Annotated in this window: 19 protein-coding genes; 9 read left to right on the top strand and 10 right to left on the bottom strand. The window is 70.8% G+C overall.

Annotated features, from left to right (window positions below; genetic code table 11):
• Positions 1-103: 103 nt before the first annotated feature.
• Together KBY19_RS37630 and KBY19_RS26285 are read right to left on the bottom strand one after the other, a co-directional pair.
• A complete protein-coding gene (locus KBY19_RS37630; protein WP_307843625.1) occupies positions 104-778 on the bottom strand; it encodes a helix-hairpin-helix domain-containing protein in 675 nt (224 codons plus the stop codon).
• Positions 775-1,833, bottom strand: a complete 1,059-nt coding sequence (locus KBY19_RS26285) for an aldo/keto reductase (protein ID WP_099878950.1) — start codon at positions 1,831-1,833, stop codon at positions 775-777. Before KBY19_RS26285 ends, KBY19_RS37630 begins: the two co-directional genes overlap by 4 nt.
• Before the next feature lie 86 nt (positions 1,834-1,919).
• Between KBY19_RS26285 and KBY19_RS26280 the strand changes: the two genes are divergently transcribed.
• Both KBY19_RS26280 and KBY19_RS26275 read left to right on the top strand, forming a co-directional pair.
• Positions 1,920-2,972 carry an LLM class F420-dependent oxidoreductase gene (locus tag KBY19_RS26280; RefSeq protein ID WP_185019319.1) on the top strand — a complete coding sequence of 351 codons (1,053 nt, stop codon included), beginning with the start codon at positions 1,920-1,922 and terminating at the stop codon, positions 2,970-2,972.
• 365 nt (positions 2,973-3,337) lie between these two features.
• Entirely contained in the window at positions 3,338-4,129 is a 792-nt protein-coding gene (locus KBY19_RS26275) for a hypothetical protein (protein ID WP_099878948.1), read from the top strand.
• Positions 4,130-4,188: 59 nt separating this feature from the next.
• Here the strand turns inward: KBY19_RS26275 and corA are convergent, their stop codons facing one another.
• Entirely contained in the window at positions 4,189-5,181 is a 993-nt protein-coding gene (corA, locus tag KBY19_RS26270; protein ID WP_099878946.1) for a magnesium/cobalt transporter CorA, read from the bottom strand.
• A gap of 67 nt (positions 5,182-5,248) precedes the next feature.
• Here corA and KBY19_RS26265 point away from each other — a divergent pair, with 67 nt between their 5' ends.
• The 4 genes from KBY19_RS26265 (at position 5,249) to mshC (ending at position 8,869) form a co-directional block, all read left to right on the top strand.
• On the top strand, positions 5,249-5,965 hold the full coding sequence (locus KBY19_RS26265) for a histidine phosphatase family protein (protein ID WP_099878944.1): 717 nt from the start codon (positions 5,249-5,251) through the stop codon (positions 5,963-5,965).
• A 75-nt stretch (positions 5,966-6,040) separates the two neighbouring features.
• A complete protein-coding gene (locus KBY19_RS26260; protein WP_099878942.1) occupies positions 6,041-6,631 on the top strand; it encodes a DUF3090 domain-containing protein in 591 nt (196 codons plus the stop codon).
• A complete protein-coding gene (locus KBY19_RS26255; protein ID WP_247691442.1) occupies positions 6,628-7,581 on the top strand; it encodes an SCO1664 family protein in 954 nt (317 codons plus the stop codon). The genes KBY19_RS26260 and KBY19_RS26255 overlap by 4 nt, the downstream gene beginning before the upstream one ends.
• Positions 7,582-7,639: 58 nt before the next feature.
• Positions 7,640-8,869 carry a cysteine--1-D-myo-inosityl 2-amino-2-deoxy-alpha-D-glucopyranoside ligase gene (gene mshC / locus KBY19_RS26250; RefSeq protein WP_210966833.1) on the top strand — a complete coding sequence of 410 codons (1,230 nt, stop codon included), beginning with the start codon at positions 7,640-7,642 and terminating at the stop codon, positions 8,867-8,869.
• 181 nt (positions 8,870-9,050) lie between these two features.
• Here mshC and KBY19_RS26245 read toward each other — a convergent pair whose 3' ends face one another.
• The 7 genes from KBY19_RS26245 to KBY19_RS26215 form a co-directional block, all read right to left on the bottom strand.
• A complete protein-coding gene (locus KBY19_RS26245) occupies positions 9,051-10,028 on the bottom strand; it encodes a PAC2 family protein (protein ID WP_099878936.1) in 978 nt (325 codons plus the stop codon).
• A gap of 180 nt (positions 10,029-10,208) precedes the next feature.
• Positions 10,209-10,880, bottom strand: a complete 672-nt coding sequence (locus KBY19_RS26240; RefSeq protein ID WP_099878934.1) for a FadR/GntR family transcriptional regulator — start codon at positions 10,878-10,880, stop codon at positions 10,209-10,211.
• A 35-nt stretch (positions 10,881-10,915) separates the two neighbouring features.
• Positions 10,916-11,953, bottom strand: a complete 1,038-nt coding sequence (locus KBY19_RS26235; RefSeq protein WP_247691444.1) for a hypothetical protein — start codon at positions 11,951-11,953, stop codon at positions 10,916-10,918.
• 279 nt (positions 11,954-12,232) lie between these two features.
• On the bottom strand, positions 12,233-13,840 hold the full coding sequence (locus tag KBY19_RS26230) for a glycerol-3-phosphate dehydrogenase/oxidase (RefSeq protein WP_099878932.1): 1,608 nt from the start codon (positions 13,838-13,840) through the stop codon (positions 12,233-12,235).
• Positions 13,841-13,845: 5 nt separating this feature from the next.
• A complete protein-coding gene (gene glpK / locus KBY19_RS26225) occupies positions 13,846-15,390 on the bottom strand; it encodes a glycerol kinase GlpK (RefSeq protein ID WP_099878930.1) in 1,545 nt (514 codons plus the stop codon).
• A gap of 53 nt (positions 15,391-15,443) precedes the next feature.
• On the bottom strand, positions 15,444-16,208 hold the full coding sequence (locus KBY19_RS26220) for an MIP/aquaporin family protein (RefSeq protein WP_099878928.1): 765 nt from the start codon (positions 16,206-16,208) through the stop codon (positions 15,444-15,446).
• A 255-nt stretch (positions 16,209-16,463) separates the two neighbouring features.
• Complete coding sequence (locus tag KBY19_RS26215) at positions 16,464-17,228, bottom strand: IclR family transcriptional regulator (protein ID WP_099878926.1); 765 nt, start codon at positions 17,226-17,228, stop codon at positions 16,464-16,466.
• Between the two features lie 218 nt (positions 17,229-17,446).
• On the opposite strand from KBY19_RS26215, the gene metH reads away from it, so the two are divergent.
• The 3 genes from metH to KBY19_RS26200 all read left to right on the top strand — a co-directional run bounded on the left by metH (position 17,447) and on the right by KBY19_RS26200 (position 23,824).
• Positions 17,447-20,968 (top strand): methionine synthase, encoded by a 3,522-nt coding sequence (metH, locus tag KBY19_RS26210; protein WP_210966831.1) that lies wholly within the window; start codon positions 17,447-17,449, stop codon positions 20,966-20,968.
• 154 nt (positions 20,969-21,122) lie between these two features.
• Positions 21,123-21,824, top strand: a complete 702-nt coding sequence (locus KBY19_RS26205; protein WP_099878922.1) for an HAD family phosphatase — start codon at positions 21,123-21,125, stop codon at positions 21,822-21,824.
• A gap of 404 nt (positions 21,825-22,228) precedes the next feature.
• On the top strand, positions 22,229-23,824 hold the full coding sequence (locus KBY19_RS26200) for an ABC transporter substrate-binding protein (RefSeq protein WP_210966830.1): 1,596 nt from the start codon (positions 22,229-22,231) through the stop codon (positions 23,822-23,824).
• Positions 23,825-23,943 lie beyond the last annotated feature (119 nt).

The following is a 23,943-nucleotide window of genomic DNA, read 5'->3' as shown; positions in this document are numbered from 1 at the left end:
AGCAGGTAGCAGGAGCAGGTCTGCGCGGCCCGAGGCACGGCACAGGCACGGAGGGGCGCCGCGGGCCGCGCCCCGACCACGGCCCGCTCCGCCCGGCTACGGCTCACACGTCCGTGCTCCGGCTCACTTGCCGGGCCAGTCCCTCGGCGAGCGCGTCCGGCGTCAGCACCGTGTCGCCCCGCAGCGCCGCGCGCTCCAGCAGCCGGCCGACCAGCGCGACCGCACGGCGCGGGTCACCGGGTCCCGCTTCGTCGCCGAGCAGGGCGCGGGCGAAGCCGTCGGCCTGTTCCGGGCGCACCCCGGGGACCGCGAGGAGCTGCCACGGATCGGTCCGCAGCAGCCCGGCCGCGCCCTCACCGAGCGTCTCGACCACCGGCTGCCCCAGCGCCTCGGGTGCCCCGCCCTCCGCCAGCAGGGCCCGCACCTCGTCCGGGACGGTGACCGGCCCGGCTCCGCGCCCCGGCTGCCGCCCGCCCCGCTGGGCGGCGGAGTCCGGGGGGCCCGGGCGCCGGGGGGACGCGCTCCCCGGCTGTTCGCCGCCCGTCCCGCGGCCCTGTCCGCCGACGGCGGAGTTCCCGGCACCGCCGGTGCTGCCGTCGGCTCCGGTGCTGCCGTCGGCCCCGGTGCTGCCGTCGGCGGTGGTTCCGGTCGGGCCGCCGGGGGCGGCAGGCCGGGCGGGCCTGGCCGGTGGCTCGGTGAAGAAGGAGGCGGCGGAGCGTTCGCCGCTCTCCACCGCGCGGACGGCCGCGAGGAGTTCGGCTGCCTTGTCGTTGCTCACAGCTCGCTCCAGTCATGGTCGGGGTAGCGGTGCACGGGTGCCGAGACGTCGTCCAGCGCCGCGCGGATCTCGTCTGGAAGACTAAGGCCCTCCACTGACAGCGCCTCCGTGAGCTGCTCGGCTGTCCGCGCGCCGACGATCGGCGCCACCACGCCCGGCCGATCGCGCACCCACGCCAGTGCGACCTGGAGCGGGGGCAGGGCGAGCCCGTCGGCCGCTATGGCGACCGCGTCCACGATCCGTCCGGCGGTCTCGTCCAGGTACGGCTCGACGAACGCCGCCAGCCGCTCGGAGGCGCCGCGCGACCCGGTCGGCGGCGGGCCCGGCTGCCGGTACTTCCCGGTGAGCACGCCGCGGCCCAGCGGCGAGGACGGCAGCAGCCCGATGCCCAGGTCCCGCGCGGCGGGCAGCACCTCCCGCTCGATGCCGCGCTGGAGCAGCGAGTACTCCATCTGGGTGCTGGCCAGCGGATGCCGTACGCCCGGCGCGGCCAGCTGCCAGGTGCCCGCCTTGGCGAGCTGCCAGCCGGAGAAGTCGGACACCCCGGCGTAGCGGGCGCGCCCGCTGCTGACGGCCGTGTCCAGTGCCTGGAGCGTCTCCTCCAGCGGGGTGTACGGGTCGTAGGCGTGCACCTGCCACAGGTCCACATGGTCGGTGCCCAGCCGGTCGAGGGAGGCGTCCAGCGCGGTGAGGAGGTGGCCGCGTGAGCAGTCGATGCGGCGGTCGGGGTCGGGGACGCTGCCCGCCTTGGTGGCGACGACCAGATCTCCTCGCGGTACGCGGTCGCGCATCAGCCGACCCAGCAGATACTCGGCCTCGCCGTCGCCGTAGACGTCGGCCGTGTCCACGAGCGTGCCGCCGGCTTCCCAGAACGCCTTGAGCTGGTCGGCGGCGTTCTGCAGGTACTGGTCGTGCTGCCCGTAGGTGTCGTGCTGACCGCCGCGTCCGGCGCGGTCGGCCGGGCCGGACGCGCCACCGCTGCGCGCCCAGCCGAGAGTGCCCAGCCCGATCCGGGATACGCGCAGGCCAGTGCGGCCGAGGTGCCTTAGCTCCATGGGCGTTGAGCGTAGTTGTGGCAGGCGTTAGAGTCCGGGGGTCAGGGACATTACTGATCAGTAAGGGAAGTGGGTGCGGGATGGGGATGCGACTGGGCATCAACCTCGGCTACTGGGGTGCCGGGATGGATGCGGACAACCTCGCCGTCGCACAGGAGGCCGACCGGCTCGGTTACGACGTGTGCTGGGCGGCCGAGGCGTACGGCTCGGACGCCGCGACCGTGCTCACCTGGGTGGCGGCCCACACCGAGCGGATCGACGTGGCCGCCGGGATCTTCCAGATCCCCGCCCGGACCCCCGCCATGACCGCGATGACGGCCGCCACCCTCGACTCGCTCTCCGGCGGCCGCTTCCGGCTCGGCCTCGGCGTCTCGGGCCCGCAGGTGTCCGAAGGCTGGTACGGGGTGAAGTTCGACAAGCCGCTCGCCCGCACCCGCGAGTACGTCGAGATCATCCGGCGCGCCATGTCCCGCGAGCGCCTGACCTACGAAGGGCAGCACTGGACGCTGCCGCTGCCCGGTGGCCCCGGCAAGCCGATCAAGCTGACCGTCCACCCGGAGCGCGAGGAGATCCCGCTCTACATCGCCGCCATCGGCCCCAAGAACCTGGAGCAGACCGGCGAGATCGCCAACGGTGTGCTGCTGGTCTTCTTCTCCCCCGAGCACGCAGAGGAGACCACCCTGCGGCACCTGCGCGCGGGCCGGGAGGCCGCGGGCAGCACGATGGAGGGCTTCGACGTGTGCCCCACCGTCCCGATGGCCGTCGGTGACGACATCGACGCGCTCGCCGACCTCTTCCGCCCCTACACCGCGCTGTACGTGGGCGGCATGGGCAGCCGCAAGCAGAACTTCTACAACCAGCTCGCCCAGCGCATGGGCTACGAGAAGGAAGCCGCCGAGATCCAGGAGAAGTACCTGGCCGGCGACAAGGAGGGCGCGGCGGCGGCGATCCCACGCGAGCTGATCGACTCCACAACCCTGATCGGCCCCGTCGAGCGGATCGCCGACCGGATGCGCGTCTACGCGGACGCCGGGGTGACGACGCTGTCGCTGGCGCCGGCCGGGTTCTCGCTGGAGGAGCGGCTGACCAGCCTGCGTGCCGGGGTCGAGGCCCTGGAGCGGGCCGGCCTGGCTTCCTGAGGCCCTGGCGGGAGCGCCGGGCCGCCTCTCCCGGTCCCGCGCGTCGCGCTCGCGTCGCGCGGCGCCGGGGGCCTGTCGGCAGCGTCCGCACGAGGTGCGGCCCGCCCGTAAGGCCTAAGCCCCGGCCCCGCACGGTGGAACGTGCCGGAGAAGTCCGCGGCCGTGGTGGGGGCTCGGGGTCAACCCCGCCACGGCCGTCACGGAGCACAACGCGGCCCCGCCCGCCCGGTTACGCGGGCGGGCGGGGCGGCTCCTGCGTTCGGCGCAGATCGGCTACTCACCTGTTGCTTGTTCGCCTACGCGGCATTTGACTCGTTCTTTGCGGATGTCGTGCTGTTTGGAACTCGTGCACGGAGGTGGCAGCGATGCTCTCGGCCAGGAGTCTGTTCCAGGAAATCCTCGACAACGACGAGTCCTTCCGGCTCTTCTGCTCCATCGCCGCCAGCGGTGAGGCCCAGGGCGGCTGGGAGAACGCTCGCATCGCCGCGCTCGTCCCCGAGTCCCAGCGCGACCTGGCGCCCAAGATCGCCCGGCACGGCGCCGACGAGGACAAGCACGGCCGTATCTTCATGGCGCTGCTGAACAAGCGCGGGCTGGAGGCGGCCGAGATCCCCGACGACACCGACTACACGATGATCCTGGAGGGCCTCGGCATCGGCCTGGCCCATGAGAAGCTGCGCCGCGACGAGCAGCTGACCGAGCACGACGTGCTCGCCTACCTCGCGCACAGCCGGGTCACCGAACAGCGTGCCGCCGAAGAGATGAACCTGCTGAAGAAGGCGGCCGGCGACCACCCGGAGCTCGGCCGCGCCGTGAAGATGATCTCCAAGGACGAGGACAACCACCTCGCCTACTGTCACGAGGAACTGCTGCGCCTCGCCCGTGCCGGTCACGCCCGCACCATCAAGGCGCTGCTGCGCGAGAGCGCGCTCGCCGAGATCAAGGTCTACCGGGACGTCAGTCTGGCCGTCATGAGCCGGATGGCGCGCATCCTGGGCTGGTCGGGACTCAAATACGGCTTGATCGCGCTGGGCATCCACGGCAGGTACGTACAGGAGCGGTTGGGCGGCTGGCGCCGGATGGTCAGCCTCCGGATGCCCGAGCGGCGCGACGCGCTGGGCACCGGGCGGGCCGGAGCTGCCCCGGAGTACGCCTGAGCGGGTCACCGCGCCGGAGCCGAGCTGGGCGGGGGCCGCGGCCCCCGCGGGCCGGCACGCTAGAACCAGTCGCGGCGCTTGAAGATCCGGAACAGCACCACGCAGATGGTCACCATCAGCAGCAGCGTGGCCGGATAACCCCACACCCAGTGCAGTTCGGGCATGTGCTCGAAGTTCATGCCGTACACGCCGGCGATGGCCGTCGGCACGGCGAACATCGCCGCCCAGGCGGAGATCTTGCGCATGTCGTCGTTCTGCCGCACGCCCATCTGGGCCAGATACGCCGACAGGATGTCCGTCAGCAGCCGGTCGATGGCTTCCACCTGCTCGTTCACCCGCGACAGATGGTCGGCGACATCCCGGAAGAACAGCCGTGCGTCCTTGTGCACGAACGGGACCCCCGTGCCCGTCAGCCGGGCGACGGGGTCCGTCAGCGGCACCGTCGCCCTGCGGAACTCCAGCGCGCGGCGCTTGAACTCGTAGATGCGGTTCGCCGTGCCGGTGCCCACCCGGGCGTCCTTGGCGAACACCCCGGCCTCCAGCTCACCGAGGGCGGTGTGCAGGGTCGCGGCGACATCCAGATACTGGTCGACCACCGTGTCGCTGACCGCGTACATCACCGCGGTGGGGCCGTGCCGCAGCACGTCCGGGGCCTCCTCCAGCCGCTCGCGCACCGAGCCGAGCGGGTTGGCCGCACCGTGCCGCACGGTCAGTACGAACGAGTCGCCCACGAACACCATCAGCTCGCCCGTGCTCAGCGCGTCGGCGGTCTCGTCGTATGCCACCGGCTTCAGTACGAGGAAGAGCGAGTCCGCGTACACCTCCAGCTTCGGCCGCTGATGGGCGTGCAGCGAGTCCTCCACGGCCAGCGGATGCAGCCCGAAGTCCCTGGTGACCTGGTCGAACTCCGCTTCCGTCGGTTCGTACAGACCGATCCACAAGAAGGTGTCGGCCGAGGACCGGGCCTCGCGCAGCGCCGCCGAGAAGTCCTGCGGGCGCTCCGTTCGGCGGCCTCGCCGGTAGAGCACACAATCGACGATCACTCCTCGCATTCTGCCGCGCTCCGGCCGTCCCACAACCGGAGAGCGCCGCCGGCAGCGCCTCGCTTAGGGTTGCGGCATGCCCACGCTGATCCTCGTACGCCACGGCAGGTCCACGGCGAACACCGACGGGCTGCTGGCCGGCCGCACGCCCGGAGTCACCCTGGACGAGCGCGGTCGGCGGCAGGCGGCGGCGCTGCCCGACCGGCTCCGGGAGATTCCGCTGGCCGCCGCCGTCAGCAGCCCGCTGCGCCGCTGCCAGGAGACCCTGATGCCGCTGACCGAGGCCCGCCCCGAACTGCCGGTGCACACCGAGGACCGCATCACCGAGTGCGACTACGGCGACTGGTCCGGCCGCAAGCTCGCCGAGCTCAACGGCGAGCCCCTGATGACCACTGTCCAGCAGCACCCCTCGGCGGCGGCCTTCCCCGGCGGTGAGTCGATGCGGGCCATGCAGTCGCGCGCGGTGGAGGCCGTGCGCGACTGGAACGCGCGGATCGAGGCCGAGCACGGGGCCGACGCCGTCTATCTGATGTGCTCGCACGGCGATCTGATCAAATCGATCGTCGCGGACGCCCTCGGCATGCACCTCGACCTCTTCCAGCGGATATCCGTCGCCCCCTGCTCGGCCACGGCCATCGCCTACACGCCCCTGCGCCCCTTCGTGCTGCGGCTGGGGGACACCGGGGAGCTGGCCTCCCTCGCGCCACCGGACCGCAAGGACGAAGAGGGCGACACTGGAAGTACCGGGGAAAGTGCTGGGGAGGGCAACGCGACCGTGGGTGGAAGCGCCTGAGCACGATGATCGGAACGCACAGTAGGGTGCGGGTGTCCGAAGCCACTCAAGCCGTCGAACCCAACGGAGCAGAACGTGTCCCGTCAGGTATTTCTGTACGACCCGCCGGACCGGTTCGTAGCCGGCACCGTCGGTCTGCCTGGCCGCCGCACCTTCTTTCTCCAGGCCAGTGCAGGAGGCCGCACCACCAGCGTGGCTCTGGAGAAGGCGCAGGTCGAAGCGCTCGCCGAGCGGATCGACGAGCTGCTGGACGAGGTGGTGCGCCGCTCCGGTGGCAGCGCGCCCGTCCCCGCTGTCGCTCCCTCCGAGGTCGATGACACGGCGCCGTTGGAGACTCCGGTCGAGGAGGAGTTCCGGGTCGGCACCATGGCGCTGGCCTGGGACGGCGAGGGCGAGCGGATGGTCGTCGAGGCGCAGGCCATCGTCGAGCTGGAGCCGGGCGAGGACGAGGACCTGGCCGAGGCCGAGGAGCGGCTGCTGCAGGACGACGAGAACGGCCCTCCGATGCTCCGGGTGCGGATCAGCGGCAGCATGGCCCGTGCCTTCGCCAAGCGGGCGATGGAGGTCGTCAACGCGGGCCGCCCGCCGTGCCCCCTGTGCAGCCTGCCGCTCGACCCGGAGGGACACGTATGTCCGCGCCAGAACGGATACCGCCGGGGCGAATGAACGGCTCACGACCTGACAGGGGCACAGCACCGGCCACCGAGGCCACCCGCGAGCTGCTCACCCGGGGCACCCTCAGGGTGCACGGGCGGATCATGGCGGCGTCCAACGCCGTACTGTTCGGCACCGTCGAGCACGAGGACCACAGCTTGGCCTGCGTCTACAAGCCCGTCGCCGGTGAGCGCCCGCTGTGGGACTTCCCCGACGGCAACCTCGCCCAGCGGGAGGTCGCGGCCTACGAGATCTCCCGCGCCACCGGCTGGGACCTGATACCCGCCACCGTGCTGCGCGAGGGACCGTACGGCGCGGGCATGTGCCAGGCGTGGGTGGGGGAGCTGCCGGACGCCGAAGTGGACGCCGAAGCCGGCGCGGACCGGGCGGACGACACCACGGACGGGGCGCAGCCGGCCGGTGCCGCAACCGCCCAGGAGCCGGTGTCGGCGGCCGGGGACCCGGCGCCGGACGAGCCCGCGCCACTGCTCGCGCTGGTCGACGGTGACGAGCCCGGCGAGGGCTGGAAGGCGGTCGGCTTCGCCGATGTCGGCGACGGCCGGACGGCGCTGCTCGTACACGCAGACGACCCCAGGCTGCGGCGGCTCGCCGTGCTCGACGCGGTGATCAACAACGGTGACCGCAAGGGCGGCCATCTGCTGCCCCGGCCGGACGGCGCGCTGTACGCCATCGACCACGGCGTCACCTTCCACGTCGACGACAAGCTGCGCACCCTCCTGTGGGGATGGGCGGGCGAGGAGCTGACCGGCGAGGCCGTCGAGGCGCTGCGCCTGCTGTCGGCCGGATTGGCCGAGGGCGCCCCGCTGGCCGCACGGCTGACCGAACTGCTGACCGAGGCCGAGGTGGAGGCCACCCGCAAGCGGGTGGAGGCGCTGCTCAGCTCCGGACGGCACCCGCTGCCCAGCGGTGAGTGGCCCGCGATCCCCTGGCCACCCGTCTAGGCTCGAACGGCGCCCATCTGGCCGGATACGGAACACCAGTCCGGGTTAGGCTCAAGGCATGCATGCCTGGCCCGCTACGGAGGTCCCCGTCCTGCCTGGACAGGGCCGCGACCTCGACATCCACGACACCGCGACCGGCGGACGGGTGACCCTCGCCCCCGGTCCTGTCGCCCGTATCTACGTGTGTGGCATCACCCCGTACGACGCCACCCACCTGGGGCACGCGGCGACCTACAACGCGTTCGACCTCGTTCAGCGCGTGTGGCTCGACACCAAGCGCCAGGTTCAGTACATACAGAACGTCACAGACGTGGACGATCCGCTCCTGGAGCGGGCCGTCGCGACGAACATGGACTGGGCGGCCCTCGCCGAGCGTGAAACGGCGCTGTTCCGTGAGGACATGACGGCCCTTCGGATGCTGCCGCCGAAGCACTACATCGGTGCGGTGGAGTCCATTCCCCGCATCGTTCCGCTGGTCGAACGGCTGCGCGACATGGGCGCCGCCTACGAGCTCGAAGGCGACATCTACTTCTCCGTCGAGTCCGACGCCCACTTCGGCGGGGTCTCGGGCTACGACGCGGAAACGATGCGGCTGCTGTCCGCCGAGCGCGGCGGAGACCCCGAGCGCCCCGGAAAGAAGAACCTGCTCGACCCGATGCTGTGGACGGCGGCCCGCGAGGGCGAGCCGCACTGGGACGGCGGCACCCTCGGCCCCGGACGGCCCGGCTGGCACATCGAGTGCGTGGCCATCGCCCTGGAACACCTGGGCATGGGCTTCGACGTCCAGGGCGGCGGCTCCGACCTCGCCTTCCCGCACCACGAGATGGGCGCCTCCCACGCGCAGGCGCTCACCGGCGAGTTCCCCTTCGCACGTACCTATGTGCATGCCGGGATGGTCGGGCTGGACGGCGAGAAGATGTCCAAGTCCAAGGGCAACCTCGTCTTCGTCTCCCAGCTGCGGAGAGAGGGCGTCGACCCCGCCGCCATCCGGCTCGCCCTGCTGGCCCACCACTACCGCGCCGACTGGGAGTACACCGACGCGGTGCTGGAAGCGGCCAAGGAGCGCCTCGCCCGCTGGCGTTCTGCCGTCTCACGGCCCGACGGGCCGCCGGCGGAGTCCATGCTGGAGGGCGTCCGGGTCGCGCTCGCGGACGACCTGGACTCGCCCGCCGCACTGGCGGCGGTCGATGCCTGGGCGGAGGAGCAGGCGACACGGGGCGGCACCGACGAAGGCGCACCCGGACTGGTGTCCCGCACGGTGGACGCCCTGCTGGGTGTGGCGCTGTAGGAGTTTCCCTGCGCGGACTCTCCTTGCTGTCTCCCGCGCGGACCCTTCCGCCGGACGGCGAGAACTCTCCGCCACCAGCCCGGCGGTGCCGCTGACACCGGCACCGCCGGGCTGCTGCGACTGCTGCCTGTGTGGGGTACGTCACCGCTGCGGCGGGCAGGGGCCCCGCGGCGAAGGAGAGCTACTCCTCGTCCGGCTCGTCCGGCCGCGGGGGCTCCCCGCCCGGCTTGGGCGGAGGTGGTGGCGGCCCCTGGTCCCGCAGGAACGGGGGAGTACCGGGCGCGGTCCCTCCCTCGGCGGGGCCGGACCCGTCGCGGTGCCGCAGATAGCGCTCGAACTCCTTGGCGATGGCCTCTCCCGAGGCCTCCGGCAGTTCGGCGGTGTCCCGTGCCTCCTCCAGCGACTGCACATACTCGGCGACCTCGCTGTCCTCCGCCGCGAGCTGGTCGACACCGATCTGCCAGGCCCGCGCGTCCTCCGGCAGCTCGCCCATCGGGATCCGTACGCCCAGCAGGTCCTCCAGCCGATTGAGGAGGGCCAGCGTCGCCTTCGGATTGGGCGGCTGGGAGACGTAGTGCGGCACGGCCGCCCACAGGCTGGCGGCCGGGACACCCGCGTGGGTGCAGGCCTCCTGCAGGATGCCGACGATGCCGGTCGGGCCCTCGTACCGGGACTCCTCCAGATTCATGGTGCGGGCCACGTCCGCGTCCGAGGTCACCCCGGTGACCGGCACCGGCCGGGTGTGCGGGGTGTCGCCGAGCAGCGCGCCCAGCACCACCACCAGCTCGACCCCCAGCTCATGGGCGAAGCCGAGGATCTCGTTGCAGAACGAGCGCCACCGCATGCTCGGTTCGATGCCGCGTACCAGCACCAGGTCCCGCCGCTTCCCCTTGCCGTCGGCGTCCTCGACGCGGACGACGGACAGCCGGGTGGTGGGCCAGGTGACTTTCCGGACCCCGCCGTCCATGAAGACCTGCGGGCGGTTCACCTGGAAGTCGTAGTAGTCCTCCGCGTCCAGCGCGGCGAACACCTCGCCCTTCCACTCCCGTTCCAGATGCTCGACCGCGGTGGAGGCCGCGTCCCCGGCGTCGTTCCACCCTTCGAACGCGGCCACCATGACTGGGTCGACCAGCTCGGGAACCCCCTCCAGCTCGATCACCCAGCGCCTCCTTAACTTGCTGTAGCCTGCCGTCGGCGATGCCGCTGCCTGCTCGGTTCGGGTACGGCTGCCAGCCGTTTTCGTGCGAGGCCCAGCCTACGGCGTGACGCTGCCCGTCCCGCAGCCCCCGCACGCCCCGGATCACCACCCGCTCTGCCGGGCCCCCGGGCCCGCCCGCGTTCACAGCGTCGCGCGCAGTCCCTGCTCCACACCGGTGAGGTGCGCAGTCGACCAGGCGCGCGCCCCCTCCGTGTCGCGGGCGCGGCAGGCGGCGAGCAGCTGCCGGTGCTCGTCCAGGGTGCGGCTGACGGCGATCTGCCGGCTCGGCCCCCGCCACACCCGGGCCCGGACGGTGGGCGCGGACAGACCGCTCAGCAGTGAGCACAGTGCGGAGTTGCCGCAGGCGGCCACCAGCCGACGGTGGAACTCCGGCTCGGCTGCGGCCAGTTCCTCCGCCGAAGGCTCCGGCCCCAGCGTGTCCAGCTGGTGCTCCAGCGCGTCGAGCTCCTCGGCCGTGATCCGCGCGGCGGCCAGCGCCGTGGCGGCGGGTTCCAGGATGCGGCGTACGGCAAGGAGGTCCAGGGCTGCTTCGTCGCGGTGGAAGCCTCCGACGAAGGCCATCGCCTCCAGCAGCATCCGGGCGTCCAGGCTGGTCACATACGTGCCATCACCCTGGCGTACGTCCAGGACGCGGATCAGTGCCAGCGCGCGTACCGCCTCGCGCAGCGAGTTGCGCGACAGGCCGAGCTCGGTGGCCAACTCGCTCTCCTTGGGCAGCCGGTCACCGGGACCCAGCGCACCCGAGACGATCATTCCCTGGATCTTCCGGATCGCCTCATCGGTTACGGACACACTTCCTCCCCCTGATCTGCGTTTGCGGGTGTTGCTCATCGTCCGGCGTGCTCGCCCCAGCCGCTCCGATAGGCCCGCCAGTCCTGTTCGGTCGCCGCGAAGTCGACATAGAGGGCGACGCCGAACCGTCGCCGCTCCGGGGCCTCGCGGCCCAGCCCCAGCCGCACCCCGCGCACGGCAGCGGCTGCCGTCTCGGCCGAGGCGTGATGGCCCAGGTCGTCCGTGTGGTAGAAGGGCAGCCCCATCAGCACGTCCACCCGCGCGGGCGCCGCCTCCAGCGCCAGGGCCGTCTGCTGCGCCACATAGCCGCCGTACAGGCTCTCCACCGGCAGCGCGGTGTCGTACGACATCACCGCGATCTGGTCCACTCGCCGCGCGACCTCGCCGAAGTACTCCTGCGACCACCACTTGCCGTGCCCGGCGACGGTGCCGGAGACGTGGTGGAGCCCGGGCAGCGGATCGATCTGGTGCGCGGCGACGGACAGCACTCCGCCCCGCGCGTGGACGGCGGGGCGCAGCCGGTCCAGCAGCCGCAGGTAATCGCCGTCGTCCGAGCGCAGCGGCTCCAGATCGAAGTGCACCCCGTCGAAGCCCGCGTCCAGCACCTGCCGTGCGCCGGCCACCACCGCGCGCCGCGCCGCGCCGTCGGCCAGTCGCAGCCCGCCGCGCTCGCCCTCCCCGTACACCAGCCGGTCACCGAGCCACGCCTGCACCCGCACCCCGGGCAGCTCCCGTTCGACCGCGTCCAGCAGCCACTCGGCGCGCGGGTGGCGCTTCTCGGGAAGGGAACCGTCGTGCGCCAGCGGCCCGGTGTGCACATACAGATCGCGGATACCGGTGCCCGCCATCCGCCGCTTGAGAGCCCGCAGATCGTCCGCGTCCCGGCGCCCGTCCACCCATGCGTGGCCGAGCCATATGGCATCCCGCCCCCGGGTACGGGCGTCCGGTGACACCTCTCCGGCGTACGAGACGCGGAGCGCGGTGGACGCGCTCGCCACCGGCAGCACGACCAGCACCGCCAGCGCGAGAGCGCCCCAGCCCGCGGCCCGCCGGGCCCGGGTGCGGCCGGGCATCCGCAGCCGACGCCGCCGCGCCCCGGATCCCGTGCCCGTTCCCGCCCCCGTCTCGGCTTCCATGCCGAGGACGGTGCCACGCCCCACTGCCCACCCGGGCTGCGGGAACGGGCTCGTTACGAAGTTGCCGAACTGGTGATCGCACGCACATGTGGCTGTAGCAAGGAGACAGTTCCGTAGCCGGTCGGCGGAGCCCGGCGTAGGACGAACGAGAGGGGCGTACGCCATTGATGGCGTACGCCCCTCTCGTGTCGCACTCCGCGGGTGCGGCCGGCCGCGTCAGTCGCGCCGGGCGAGCAGTTCCTCGATGCGGCCGCGTACGTCGTCGGTGTCCAGGCCGCGGATCGTCAGGGTCGTCCGCCGGCGGGCGACGTCGTCCACCGTCTCGGCCCACTCGTGGTCGCGGGCGTAGACCACCTGGGCCCAGATCTCCGGACCGTCGGGGTGGATGCGCTCGCCCAGTGCGGGGTCCTCGTTGACCAGGCGGGCGATGTCGAAGGAGAGCGAGCCGTAGTGGGTGGCCAGCTGACGGGCGGTCAGCGGATCCATCCGCACGCCCGGCTCGCGGTCGACCAGCAGCCGGTGCGCGACCGCGTTCGGGTTGGCGATCCCGGGCAGCGGGGTGCGCCGCACCAGTTCCTTGACCGGCACAGTGTCCTCCGCGAGGGCACCGCCGGGCAGCTTCTCCAGCTTGTTCATCACCGTGCGGCCGATGTGCCGGTAGGTGGTCCACTTGCCGCCGGCGACCGACAGCATGCCGCCCTTGCCCTCGGTGACGACGGTCTCGCGCTTGGCCGACTCCACGCCGCCGGGGCCGCCCGGCAGCACGCGCAGTCCCGCGAAGGCGTACGTCATCAGGTCGCGGTCCAGGTCCGCGTCCCGTACCGAGAACGCGGCCTCGTCCAGGATCTGCTGGATGTCGGCCTCGGTCGCGCGTACGTCGGCGGGGTCGCCGGTGTACTCCTCGTCCGTGGTACCCAGCAGCAGCTGGTCCTCCCACGGCAGGGCGAAGGTGATGCGGTACTTGTCGATGGGGGTGGCCATCGCCGCACGCCACGGCGACTTGCGCTTGAGCACCAGGTGCGCGCCCTTGGACAGCCTGATGGAGGGCGCCGCACCGCTGTCCTCCATCTTGCGCAGGTGGTCCACCCACGGGCCGGTCGCGTTCAGCACCAGCCGCGCGTTGACACCGAACTCCTTACCGTCCGTCCGGTCCCGCAGCTCGGCACCGGTGACCCGGCCGCCGGTGAAGCGCAGCCCGGTGACCTCCGCGTGGTTGAGGACGACGGCACCCGACTCGACGGCGGCGCGGACGGTCATCACGGCCATCCGCGAGTCGTTCATCTGGTGGTCGCCGTAGACCGCGACGGCCTTGAGGTTGTCGGTGCGCAGCGCCGGGTTGTCGGCGGCGGCCTTGGCGGGGGAGATGACCCGGCCCACGCCGTCACCGAAGGCGGACAGCGCCGAGTAGGCGAAGACGCCGGCACCCAGCTTGGTGGCGCCGTGCGGGCCGCCCTTGTAGACGGGCAGGTAGAAGGTGAGCGGGTTGACCAGGTGCGGGGCCACGTCCTTGGCCAGCACCCGCCGCTCGTGGTGGTTCTCCGCGACGAGCTTGACCGCGCCGGTCTGCAGATACCGCAGGCCACCGTGCACCAGCTTCGAGGACGCGGACGAGGTGGCGCCGGCGAAGTCACCGGCGTCCACCATGGCCACCCGCAGTCCCGACTGCGCCGCATGCCAGGCCACCGAGGTGCCCAGGATGCCGCCGCCGATGACCAGGAGGTCGTACGTCGCGTTCGCGAGCAGCCCTCTGGTCTCTGCGCGGCCAGGGTTGCTGCCGGCAGTCGGGTGCGTCCCGAGGGTGGGGACGCTCTGCGAGGTGTTCATCTGACTCAGTTCTCCTCTTCGATCCAGCCCATGGTCCGCTCCACGGCCTTGAGCCAGTTCCGGTATTCCCGCTCACGCGTGTCCGCGTCCATGCGGGGGGTCCATTCCGCGGCGCGCTTCCAGTTGGCCCGCAGCTCGTCGGTGTCCGACCAGAAGCCGACGGCCAGACCGGCCGCGTACGCCGCACCGAGACAGGTGGTCTCGGCAACCATCGGACGGACGACGGGCGCGTCCGTGACGTCCGAGATGGTCTGCATCAGCAGGTTGTTGGCGGTCATACCGCCGTCCACCTTCAGCGCGGCCAACTCGACGCCGGAGTCCTTCTGCATCGCGTCGACGATCTCCCGGGTCTGCCAGGCCGTCGCCTCCAGCACCGCGCGGGCCAGATGCGCCTTGGTGACGTAGCGGGTCAGGCCCGCTATCACGCCGCGTGCGTCCGAGCGCCAGTACGGCGCGAACAGGCCGGAGAACGCCGGGACGAAGTAGGCGCCGCCGTTGTCCTCCACGGAGCTGGCCAGTGTCTCGATCTCCGCGGCGCTGTTGATCAGCCCCATCTGGTCGCGCATCCACTGCACCAGCGAGCCGGTGACCGCGATGGAGCCCTCCAGCGCGAAGACCGGCTGCTGGTCACCGATGCGGTAGCCGACGGTGGTGAGCAGCCCGTTGTAGGAGTTGACCGGCTCGTGGCCGGTGTTCATCAGCAGGAACGTGCCGGTGCCGTACGTCGACTTCGCCTCGCCCTGCGCGAAGCAGGTCTGGCCGAACAGCGCCGCCTGCTGGTCGCCCAGTGCGGAGGCGACGGGCAGCCCGGCCAGCTCGCCGGTGGCCTCGCCGTACACCTCGGCCGAGGACCGGATCTCGGGCAGTACCTCCATGGGGATGCCGATGGAGGCGCAGATCTTCTCGTCCCAGGCCATGGTGTGCAGGTTCATCAGCATGGTGCGGGAGGCGTTGGTGACGTCGGTGACGTGCTTGCCCCCGTTGGGCCCACCGGTCAGGTTCCAGATGACCCACGAGTCCATGGTGCCGAAGAGGATCTCGCCTCTCTCGGCGCGCTCCCGCAGCCCCTCGACATTGTCGAGCAGCCAGCGGATCTTCGGCCCCGCGAAGTAGGACGCCAGCGGCAGCCCGGTCTCACGGCGGAACCGGTCCTGACCGACGTTGCGGCCCAGCTCCTTGCAGAGGGTGTCGGTGCGGGTGTCCTGCCAGACGATGGCGTTGTGCACCGGCCTGCCGGTCGCCTTCTCCCACAGGACGGTCGTCTCGCGCTGGTTGGTGATACCCAGGGCCAGGACGTCGCTCTTGGTGACTCCGGCCTTCTTCAGCGCGCCCGTGACCACCTGCTGGACGTTGGTCCAGATCTCGGCGGCGTCGTGCTCGACCCAGCCCGGCTTCGGCAGGATCTGCTCGTGCTCCTTCTGGTCGACCGCGACGATGCGGCCGTCCTTGTCGAAGACGATGCAGCGGCTGGAGGTGGTGCCCTGGTCGATCGCGGCGATGAAGGGCCCGCCGCCGTGCGCGGAGGCGTGGGTGCTGTGGGTGTCGCTCATGGTGTGTATGTGCTCCCTTGCGTCATCGGTTGGTCGGCGGGTGACTTTGTCGCTCACGCCCATGCGAGGTTGTAGAGCCCGGCGGCGATGGCCGCGCCGGCCAGCGGACCCACCACGGGCACCCAGGCGTAGCTCCAGTCGCTGCCGCCCTTGTTGGGCAGCGGCAGCACCGCGTGGATGATGCGGGGCCCGAGGTCACGCACCGGGTTGATGGCGTAGCCCGTGGGGCCACCGAGCGACAGACCGATACCGACGACGACCAGCGCGGTGATCAGGGCACCCATGCGACCGAGACCGACGGTCCCGTCGACGTCCTTGACCAGGCCCTGGGTGAGGATCGCGAAGATCAGCACGAAAGTGGCGATGACCTCGGTGAGGAAGTTCAGCAGCGGCTTGCGCACCTCGGGGGAGGTGAAGAAGACGCCGTGCACCGGACCGGGATTCGTGTCCTTCAGCTTCACGGCGTCCGGGTCGTGCAAAGTGGCCTGCAGTTGGCTGTAGTAGGCGAGCCAGACCAGGACCGCCCCGATCATGGCGCCCAGCAGCTCGCTGCCCATGTAGAGGGGGACGTCGCTCCAGGGCGTGTCGCCCTTGATCGCGAGGCCCAGGGTGACCGCGGGGTTGAGGTGGGCGCCGGAGGGCTGGGCGATGTAGGCGCCGGTGAGGACCGCGAACCCCCAGCCGAAGGCGATGGCGACCCAGCCGGCCTGGAATGCCTTGGAACGCTTCAGATTGACTGCGGCCACTACGCCGCCACCGAGGAGGACCAGCACCATGGTGCCGGTGACCTCACTCGTGAAGATGTCGGAGCTGGACACCCGCGACTCCTTTGTCCTTTATGTCCATAGGGGCACCTCCCGGCCGAAGGCTGGGGGAGGATGGGCGGGCCGGTCGGTGAGCGTCCGGTGTTCGACAATGTCGACCGCCGAACGGCAACTTTTCTCCTTCGTGGGGGTCTCGTCAAGAGGCTGTGACGGATGACTCCTGCCTGTCATCCTGCGGGCACGGAGCGATTGCGGCACCTTGGATCCGCCCTGGGACGGCCAGACGGTGTGCCGGCTAGCCCCAGGGGTTCAGAACCGCTGCGCTCCCAGGTCCCGGGAGACCGCGCGTGCCGTGTCGCGTACCGCCGCGACCAGCCGGGGGATCAGCTCGTCGCCCTCGCACACCCGTTCCACCGCGCCGGTGATGCCCACCGCGCCCACCGGCATCCGCCGCCGGTCGTGGATCGGCGCCGCAACCGAGGCGAGGCCGCCCCAGGTCTCCTCCACGTCCGCTGCCCAGCCGCGCGCCCGTACGGCCTCCAGCAGCCCCTCGAACCGCCCGGGGTCGGTCACCGTGCGCTCGGTGAAGGCCGGCCGCTCCCCGTCCAGCGCCTCGCTGAGCGCCACCGGGTCGTACGCGGAGAGCACCTTGCCCAGCGCCGTGCTGTGCAGCGGCTGCATCGCACCGACCTCCAGCACCTGGCGGCTGTCGTCGGGGCGGAAGACGTGGTGGACGATGAGCACCCCCTGCTGGTGGAGCACGCCCAGATAGACGCTCTCGCCGCTGGAGCGGGCCAGGTCGTCCGTCCAGACCAGGGCGCGGGCGCGCAGTTCGTGGACGTCCAGATAGCTGTTGCCCAGGCGCAGCAGCTCGGCACCGAGCTGATAGCGGCCGGTGACCGGCTCCTGCTCCACGAAGCCCTCCTGCTGGAGGGTGCGCAGCAGCCCGTGCGCCGTACCCTTGGCAAGGTCGAGCGCGGAGGCGATCTCGGAGAGCCCGAGTCGCCGTTCACCGCCCGCCAACAGCCGTAGTACGGCCGCCGCACGCTCCAGCGACTGGATGGTCCGGGCCATCGGTCCTCCCTGACCTGCTGCCTTCGATTCGACAATGCCGAACGGTATCGCTTGATGTCGACGCGGCGGTAGTCGGGATCGAGTCGGGATCGAGCGCGGGAGTGTCCGATGGTCGGAATGTCGACCGGCACTCTTGCGTCGGCCCGCTACGCTGACCGGGTGCGCTGCCTCACTGGCGCGCAAAGCCGACAGCCGTCGCACCCCAGGGAGCTAGTTCCATGGCCTCGTCGCCGAGCAGCACGACCGTATCCTCGTCCCCCACCCGGGCCGATGCCCTCCGTCAGGCACTGGCCTCGCGTGTGGTCGTCGCCGACGGAGCGATGGGGACGATGATCCAGGCCCAGGACCCGACGCTGGAGGATTTCGAGCAGCTCGAGGGCTGCAACGAGATCCTGAACGTGACCCGCCCCGACATCATCCGCACGGTGCACCAGGAGTACTTCGCCGCCGGCGTGGACTGCGTGGAGACCAACACCTTCGGCGCCAACCACGCGGCGCTGGGGGAGTACGAGATCACCGACCGCATCTTCGAGCTGTCCGAGAAGGGCGTACGGATCGCCCGGGACGTCGCCGAGGAGTTCGAGGCCGAGGACGGCCGGATGCGCTGGGTGCTGGGCTCCATGGGCCCGGGCACCAAGCTGCCGACCCTCGGCCACGCCCCGTACGCCACGCTGCGGGACGCCTACCAGCAGAACGCCGAAGGCATGATCGCGGGCGGCGCCGACGCGCTGCTGGTGGAGACCACCCAGGACCTGCTGCAGACCAAGGCCTCCGTCATCGGCGCACGCCGCGCGATGGAGGCGGTGGGCGTGAACCTGCCACTGCTGTGCTCGGTCACCGTGGAGACCACCGGCACCATGCTGCTCGGCTCCGAGATCGGCGCGGCGCTCGCGGCCCTGGAGCCGCTGGGCATCGACATGATCGGGCTGAACTGCGCGACCGGGCCCGCCGAGATGAGCGAGCACCTGCGCCATCTGGCGCAGCACGCCCGCGTCCCGCTGTCGTGCATGCCGAACGCGGGCCTGCCGGTGCTGGGCAAGGACGGCGCCAGCTACCCGCTCACCCCGCAGGAGCTGGCGGACGCGCACGACACCTTCGTCCGCGACTACGGCCTCTCCCTGGTGGGCGGCTGCTGCGGTACGACGCCCGAGCATCTGCGGCAGCTGGTGGAGCGGGTGCGCGGCCGGGAGCCGGCCGAGCGCACCCCGCAGCCGGAGCCGGCTGCGGCCTCCCTCTACCAGGCGGTCCCCTTCCGCCAGGACACCGCGTACCTGGCCATCGGGGAGCGGACCAACGCCAACGGGTCCAAGAAGTTCCGCGAGGCGATGCTGGACGAGCGCTGGGAGGACTGCGTCGAGCTCGCCCGCGAGCAGATCCGCGAAGGCGCCCACATGCTCGACCTGTGTGTCGACTACGTCGGCCGGGACGGCGTGGCCGACATGGCGGAGCTGGCCGGACGGCTGGCCACGGCCTCCACGCTGCCGATCGTGCTGGACTCGACGGAGATCGCCGTTCTCCGGGCCGGACTGGAGAAGCTGGGCGGTCGCGCGGTCATCAACTCCGTCAACTACGAGGACGGCGCCGGCCCCGACTCCCGCTTCGCGAAGGTCACCGAGCTGGCGGCCGAGCACGGCGCGGCCCTCATCGCGCTGACCATCGACGAGGAGGGCCAGGCCCGCACCGCCGAACACAAGGTCGCCATTGCCGAACGCCTCATCGAGGACCTGACCGGCAACTACGGCATCCACGAGTCGGACATCCTCATCGACGTCCTCACCTTCACCATCTGCACGGGCCAGGAGGAGTCCCGCAAGGACGGCATCAACACCATCGAGGCCATCCGGCAGCTCAAGCGCAAGCACCCCGATGTGCAGACCGTCCTGGGCCTGTCGAACATCTCCTTCGGCCTCAACCCGGCCGCCCGGATCGTGCTCAACTCCGTCTTCCTCGACGAGTGTGTGAAGGCGGGTCTGGACTCCGCGATCGTGCACGCCAGCAAGATCCTGCCGATCGCTCGCTTCGAGGAGGAGCAGGTCGAGGTCGCCCGCGACCTGATCTACGACCGGCGCCGCGAGGGCTACGACCCGCTGCAGAAGCTGATGGAGCTGTTCGAGGGGGCCACCGCCAAGTCGATGAAGGCCGGCAAGGCCGAGGAGCTGGCGGCCCTCCCGCTGGAGGAGCGCCTTCAGCGCCGCATCATCGACGGCGAGCGCAACGGCCTGGAGGCCGACCTGGGCGAGGCGCTGGAGGAACGGCCGGCGCTCGACATCGTCAACGACACGCTGCTGGCGGGCATGAAGGTCGTCGGTGAGCTGTTCGGCTCCGGCCAGATGCAGCTGCCGTTCGTACTCCAGTCGGCCGAGGTGATGAAGGCCGCGGTGGCCTACCTCGAACCGCACATGGAGAAGAAGGCCGACGACGAGGGCAAGGGCACGATCGTGCTGGCCACCGTGCGCGGCGATGTGCACGACATCGGCAAGAACCTGGTCGACATCATCCTGTCCAACAACGGCTACGAGGTCGTCAACCTCGGCATCAAACAGCCGGTGAGCGCCATCCTGGAGGCGGCGGCCGAGCACCGCGCGGATGTGATCGGCATGTCCGGGCTGCTGGTGAAGTCCACGGTGATCATGAAGGAGAACCTGGAGGAGCTCAACCAGCGCAAGATGGCCGCCGACTTCCCGGTCATCCTCGGCGGTGCCGCGCTCACCCGGGCCTACGTCGAACAGGATCTGCACGAGATCTACGAGGGCGAGGTCCGCTACGCCAAGGACGCCTTCGAGGGGCTGAGCCTGATGGACGCCCTGATGGACGTCAAGCGCGGCGTCCCCGGCGCCAAGCTGCCCGACCTCAAGCAGCGCCGGGTGCCCAAGCGGGACCTCGACATCCCCGAACCGGAGGTCAACGACGGCTCCATCCGCTCGGACGTGGCCGTCGACAACCCCGTCCCGGAGCCGCCCTTCTGGGGCACCCGCGTCGTCAAGGGCCTCCAGCAGCAGGACTACGCCTCCTGGCTGGACGAGGGCGCGCTGTTCAAGGGCCAGTGGGGGCTCAAGGAGTCCCGCAAGGGCGACGGGCCCTCCTACGAGGAGTTGGTGGAGACCGAGGGCCGCCCGCGGCTGCGCGGCTGGCTGGAGCGGCTGCAGACGGAGAACCTGCTGGAGGCGTCCGCCGTCTACGGCTACTTCCCCTGCTACTCCAAGGGTGACGACCTGATCCTGCTGGACGAGCAGGGCAACGAGCGCACCCGCTTCACCTTCCCCCGCCAGCGGCGTGGCCGCCGGCTGTGCCTGGCCGATTTCTTCCGTCCGGAGGACTCGGGCGAGACGGACGTGGTCGGGCTGCAGGTGGTCACCGTCGGCTCCAAGATCGGCGAGAAGACCGCCGAGCTGTTCGCGGCCGACGCCTACCGCGACTATCTGGAGCTGCACGGGCTTTCGGTGCAGCTCGCCGAGGCGCTGGCCGAGTACTGGCACGCCCGGGTCCGCAGCGAGCTGGGCTTCGCGGGGGAGGACCCCGACCAGATGCAGGGCATGTTCGATCTGAAGTACCGGGGCGCGCGCTTCTCCCTGGGCTACGGCGCCTGCCCCAATCTGGAGGACCGCGCGAAGATCGCCGAACTGCTGCGGCCGGAGCGGATCGGTGTCGAGCTGTCCGAGGAGTTCCAGCTCCACCCCGAACAGTCGACCGACGCGATCGTGCTGCACCACCCCGAGGCCAAGTATTTCAACGCCCGATGAGGGTATAGGTCATACACTGATCGGTCCGGTACAGGCCGGTCGTCCCCTTCGCCGGGGTTCCGCCGGAGTCCACAGGGCTCCGGCGGGATTCCCCGGGAAGAGGGCGACCGGCCTTGTCGTCCCTTTGGAGTCGTCTTTCAAGGAGGTGCCACGGATGGCCGGTCCATCCCCCGCCGTCACCACTCTGACGGGTGAGGAGCCAGCGCTCCAGGCCGTGCTGCTCGACATGGACGGCACCCTGGTCGACACCGAGGACTTCTGGTGGGACGCGGAGGTCGAGGTCTTCGCCGAGCTGGGGCACGAGCTGCGCGACGAGTGGCGCACCGTGGTGGTCGGCGGGCCGATGTCGCGCAGTGCCGGCTTCCTGATCGAGGCCACGGCCGCCGACATCGGTCTGGAGGAGCTCAGCGTGCTGCTGAACGCCAAGTTCGTGGAGCGGCTGGAGCGCGGCGTCCCGCTGATGCCCGGAGCCCGGCGACTGCTGGCGGAACTGTCGGCGCACCGGATCCCCGCCGCGCTGGTCTCAGCCTCGCACCGCACCGTCGTCGACCGGATGCTCACCTGGATCGGGCCGGAGCACTTCGCCTTCACGGTCGCCGGGGACGAGCTGGCCAGGACCAAGCCGCACCCGGACCCGTATCTGACCGCGGCACGCCGACTGAACGCCGATCCGGCGCGCTGTGCCGTCCTGGAGGACACCGCCACCGGTGTCGCCGCCGCCGAGGCCGCCGGCTGCCATGTGGTGGCGGTGCCGTCCATCGCACCGATCAAACCCAAGTCCGGCCGGACCATTGTGAGTTCGCTCGAAGAAGTCGATCTCGAATTTCTGCGTTCGCGGATCATGGTCGCTCGTTGAGGGCGGCGGTTCCGGCCGGTTCCCGCATTTCCGGTGGTCCGGAAAAATGTGCCGCGCCGGGCTCGGTAAACGATTTTGGAAGCGCTCGTGAACGGTGAACTCCGGTGTCCGGTGCGCGGATTGGTCCAGTGACGTTCATCACGTCCGACCCCCTCGACGGTGGGGCTGACCTGTGGTGCTGCTGGGACTCGTGGGGAAATTGTCCTTCCCTTGTGTCCGTATTGGTAGAGCGACGCGGAGATCGTTCCGACGTCCGGATAGCGGACAGGAAGCTCGTGGTTTCTGTCTGTGAAACCGGTTCCCCGACCTGCGCTTCGGAGCTGGGCGGAGGGGACGATTAATGTCGGTGTACCGGCCATTCCTCCCCTGCAACAAACCCTGGCCGGCCGAGGAGATCGTCGACCATGAACCGTAAAACTGTGGTGCTGCCTGTGCTTGCCGCCGGGCTGCTCACGCCGATTCTCGCCGGGTGCGGGTCCGAGAAGGGCGGAAGCACCGGGGGCGACGCGATCGTCGTCGGCACGACGGACCACTTCGCGGTCAGCAAGGACGCGCCGGCCCCGTTCGACCCGGCGGCGGCGTACGACGTCGCGGCCTGGAGCGTCATGCGCAACACCTTCCAGACGCTCCTGCGCTTCCCGCGTACCGGCACCTCTCCGACGACGGACGCCGCCTCCCGGTGCGGGTTCACCGACGCGGCGAACGAGCGGTACAGCTGCACCCTGCGCAAGGACCAGACGTTCTCCAACGGGCACACCCTGGACGCCGAGGATGTCGAGTTCTCGCTGCGGCGGCTGAAGAACATCAACCACAAGGGCGGCCCCGCCGTCCTCTTCAGCAACCTCGACCGGGTCGAGGCCACCAAGAAGAACGAGGTCGTCTTCCATCTCAAGAAGCCCGACGCGACCTTCCCCTACAAGCTGACCACCCCGGCCGCGGCCATCGTGGACAGCGAGACCTACCCGGCCGCCTCCCTCACCAAGGGCGACCAGCTCACCGGATCGGGCCCTTACGCGTTGCAGAGCATCGACTCCGAGTCCGCAGTACTGGCCAAGAACCCGCACTACAGCGGCGGCCTGAAGCTGCACAACAGCAAGATCGAGATGCGCTTCTTCGACGACGCCAAGGGGATGGAGAAGGCGCTCACGGCCGGCGACATCGATGTCATGGGCCGGACCGTCTCGCCCGACCAGGTCGGCAGGCTGGGCGACGCGCACGACAGCGGCATCGAACTGGTCGAGCAGCCCGGCCAGGAGATCCGCTACCTCGCCTTCGACACCGACGACAAGACGGCGGGCAAGAAGGCCGTCCGCCAGGCCATGGCCCAGCTCGTCGACCGCAAGAAGATCGTGCGGGACGCCTACGACCGCAGCACCGAGCCGCTCTACAGCATCGTGCCCGCCGGGCTGCCCGCCCACCGCAACTCGTTCTTCAACAAGTACGGCAACCCCAGCAAGGCGGCGGCCGAGCGGATCCTGCGCGAGGCGGGCATCGACAAGCCGGTCAAGCTCACCCTCACCTACACCACGGACCACTACGGCGACGCCACCGCCAAGGAGTTCGACGTCCTCAAGCAGCAGCTCAACGACAGCGGGCTGTTCGACGTGCGGACCAAGGGCGTCAAGTGGGACTCCTTCCGCCCGGCGGCCACCCACGGCGAGTACCAGGTCTGGGGCTACGGCTGGTACCCGGACTTCCCCGACGCGGACAACTTCGTCGCCCCCTTCTTCGAGAAGGACAACTTCCTCGGCTCGCCGTACACCAACCACGAGATCCGCGACAAGCTCGTCCCGCAGACCCGCCGGCAGACCGAACGCTCCGCCACCACCGGCGCCTTCGGCAAGGCACAGGACATCGTCGCCAAGGACGTGCCGATCCTCCCGCTCTGGCAGGGCAAGCAGTACCTGGCGGCCCGTGACGACATCACCGGCGTCGAGTGGGCCCTCAACTCCTCCTCGGTGCTCCAGCTGTGGGAACTGGGCCGCGGCGCGGCAGGCTGACGCGCCCAGGGTGTGGGGGTGAAGCTCCCACACCCTCCCCGCCGCAGCGGCGGCGCGCCACGGCGACGCTCGCCACGGCGGCGGGGGCACGGCCTGCCACGGAGGCGGGGGCCCCGGCC

The organism is Streptomyces sp. B15, from assembly GCF_018070605.1.
Classification (GTDB): Bacteria; Actinomycetota; Actinomycetes; order Streptomycetales; family Streptomycetaceae; genus Streptomyces; species Streptomyces smyrnaeus.
This window is presented reverse-complemented; position numbering and strand designations above follow the sequence as displayed.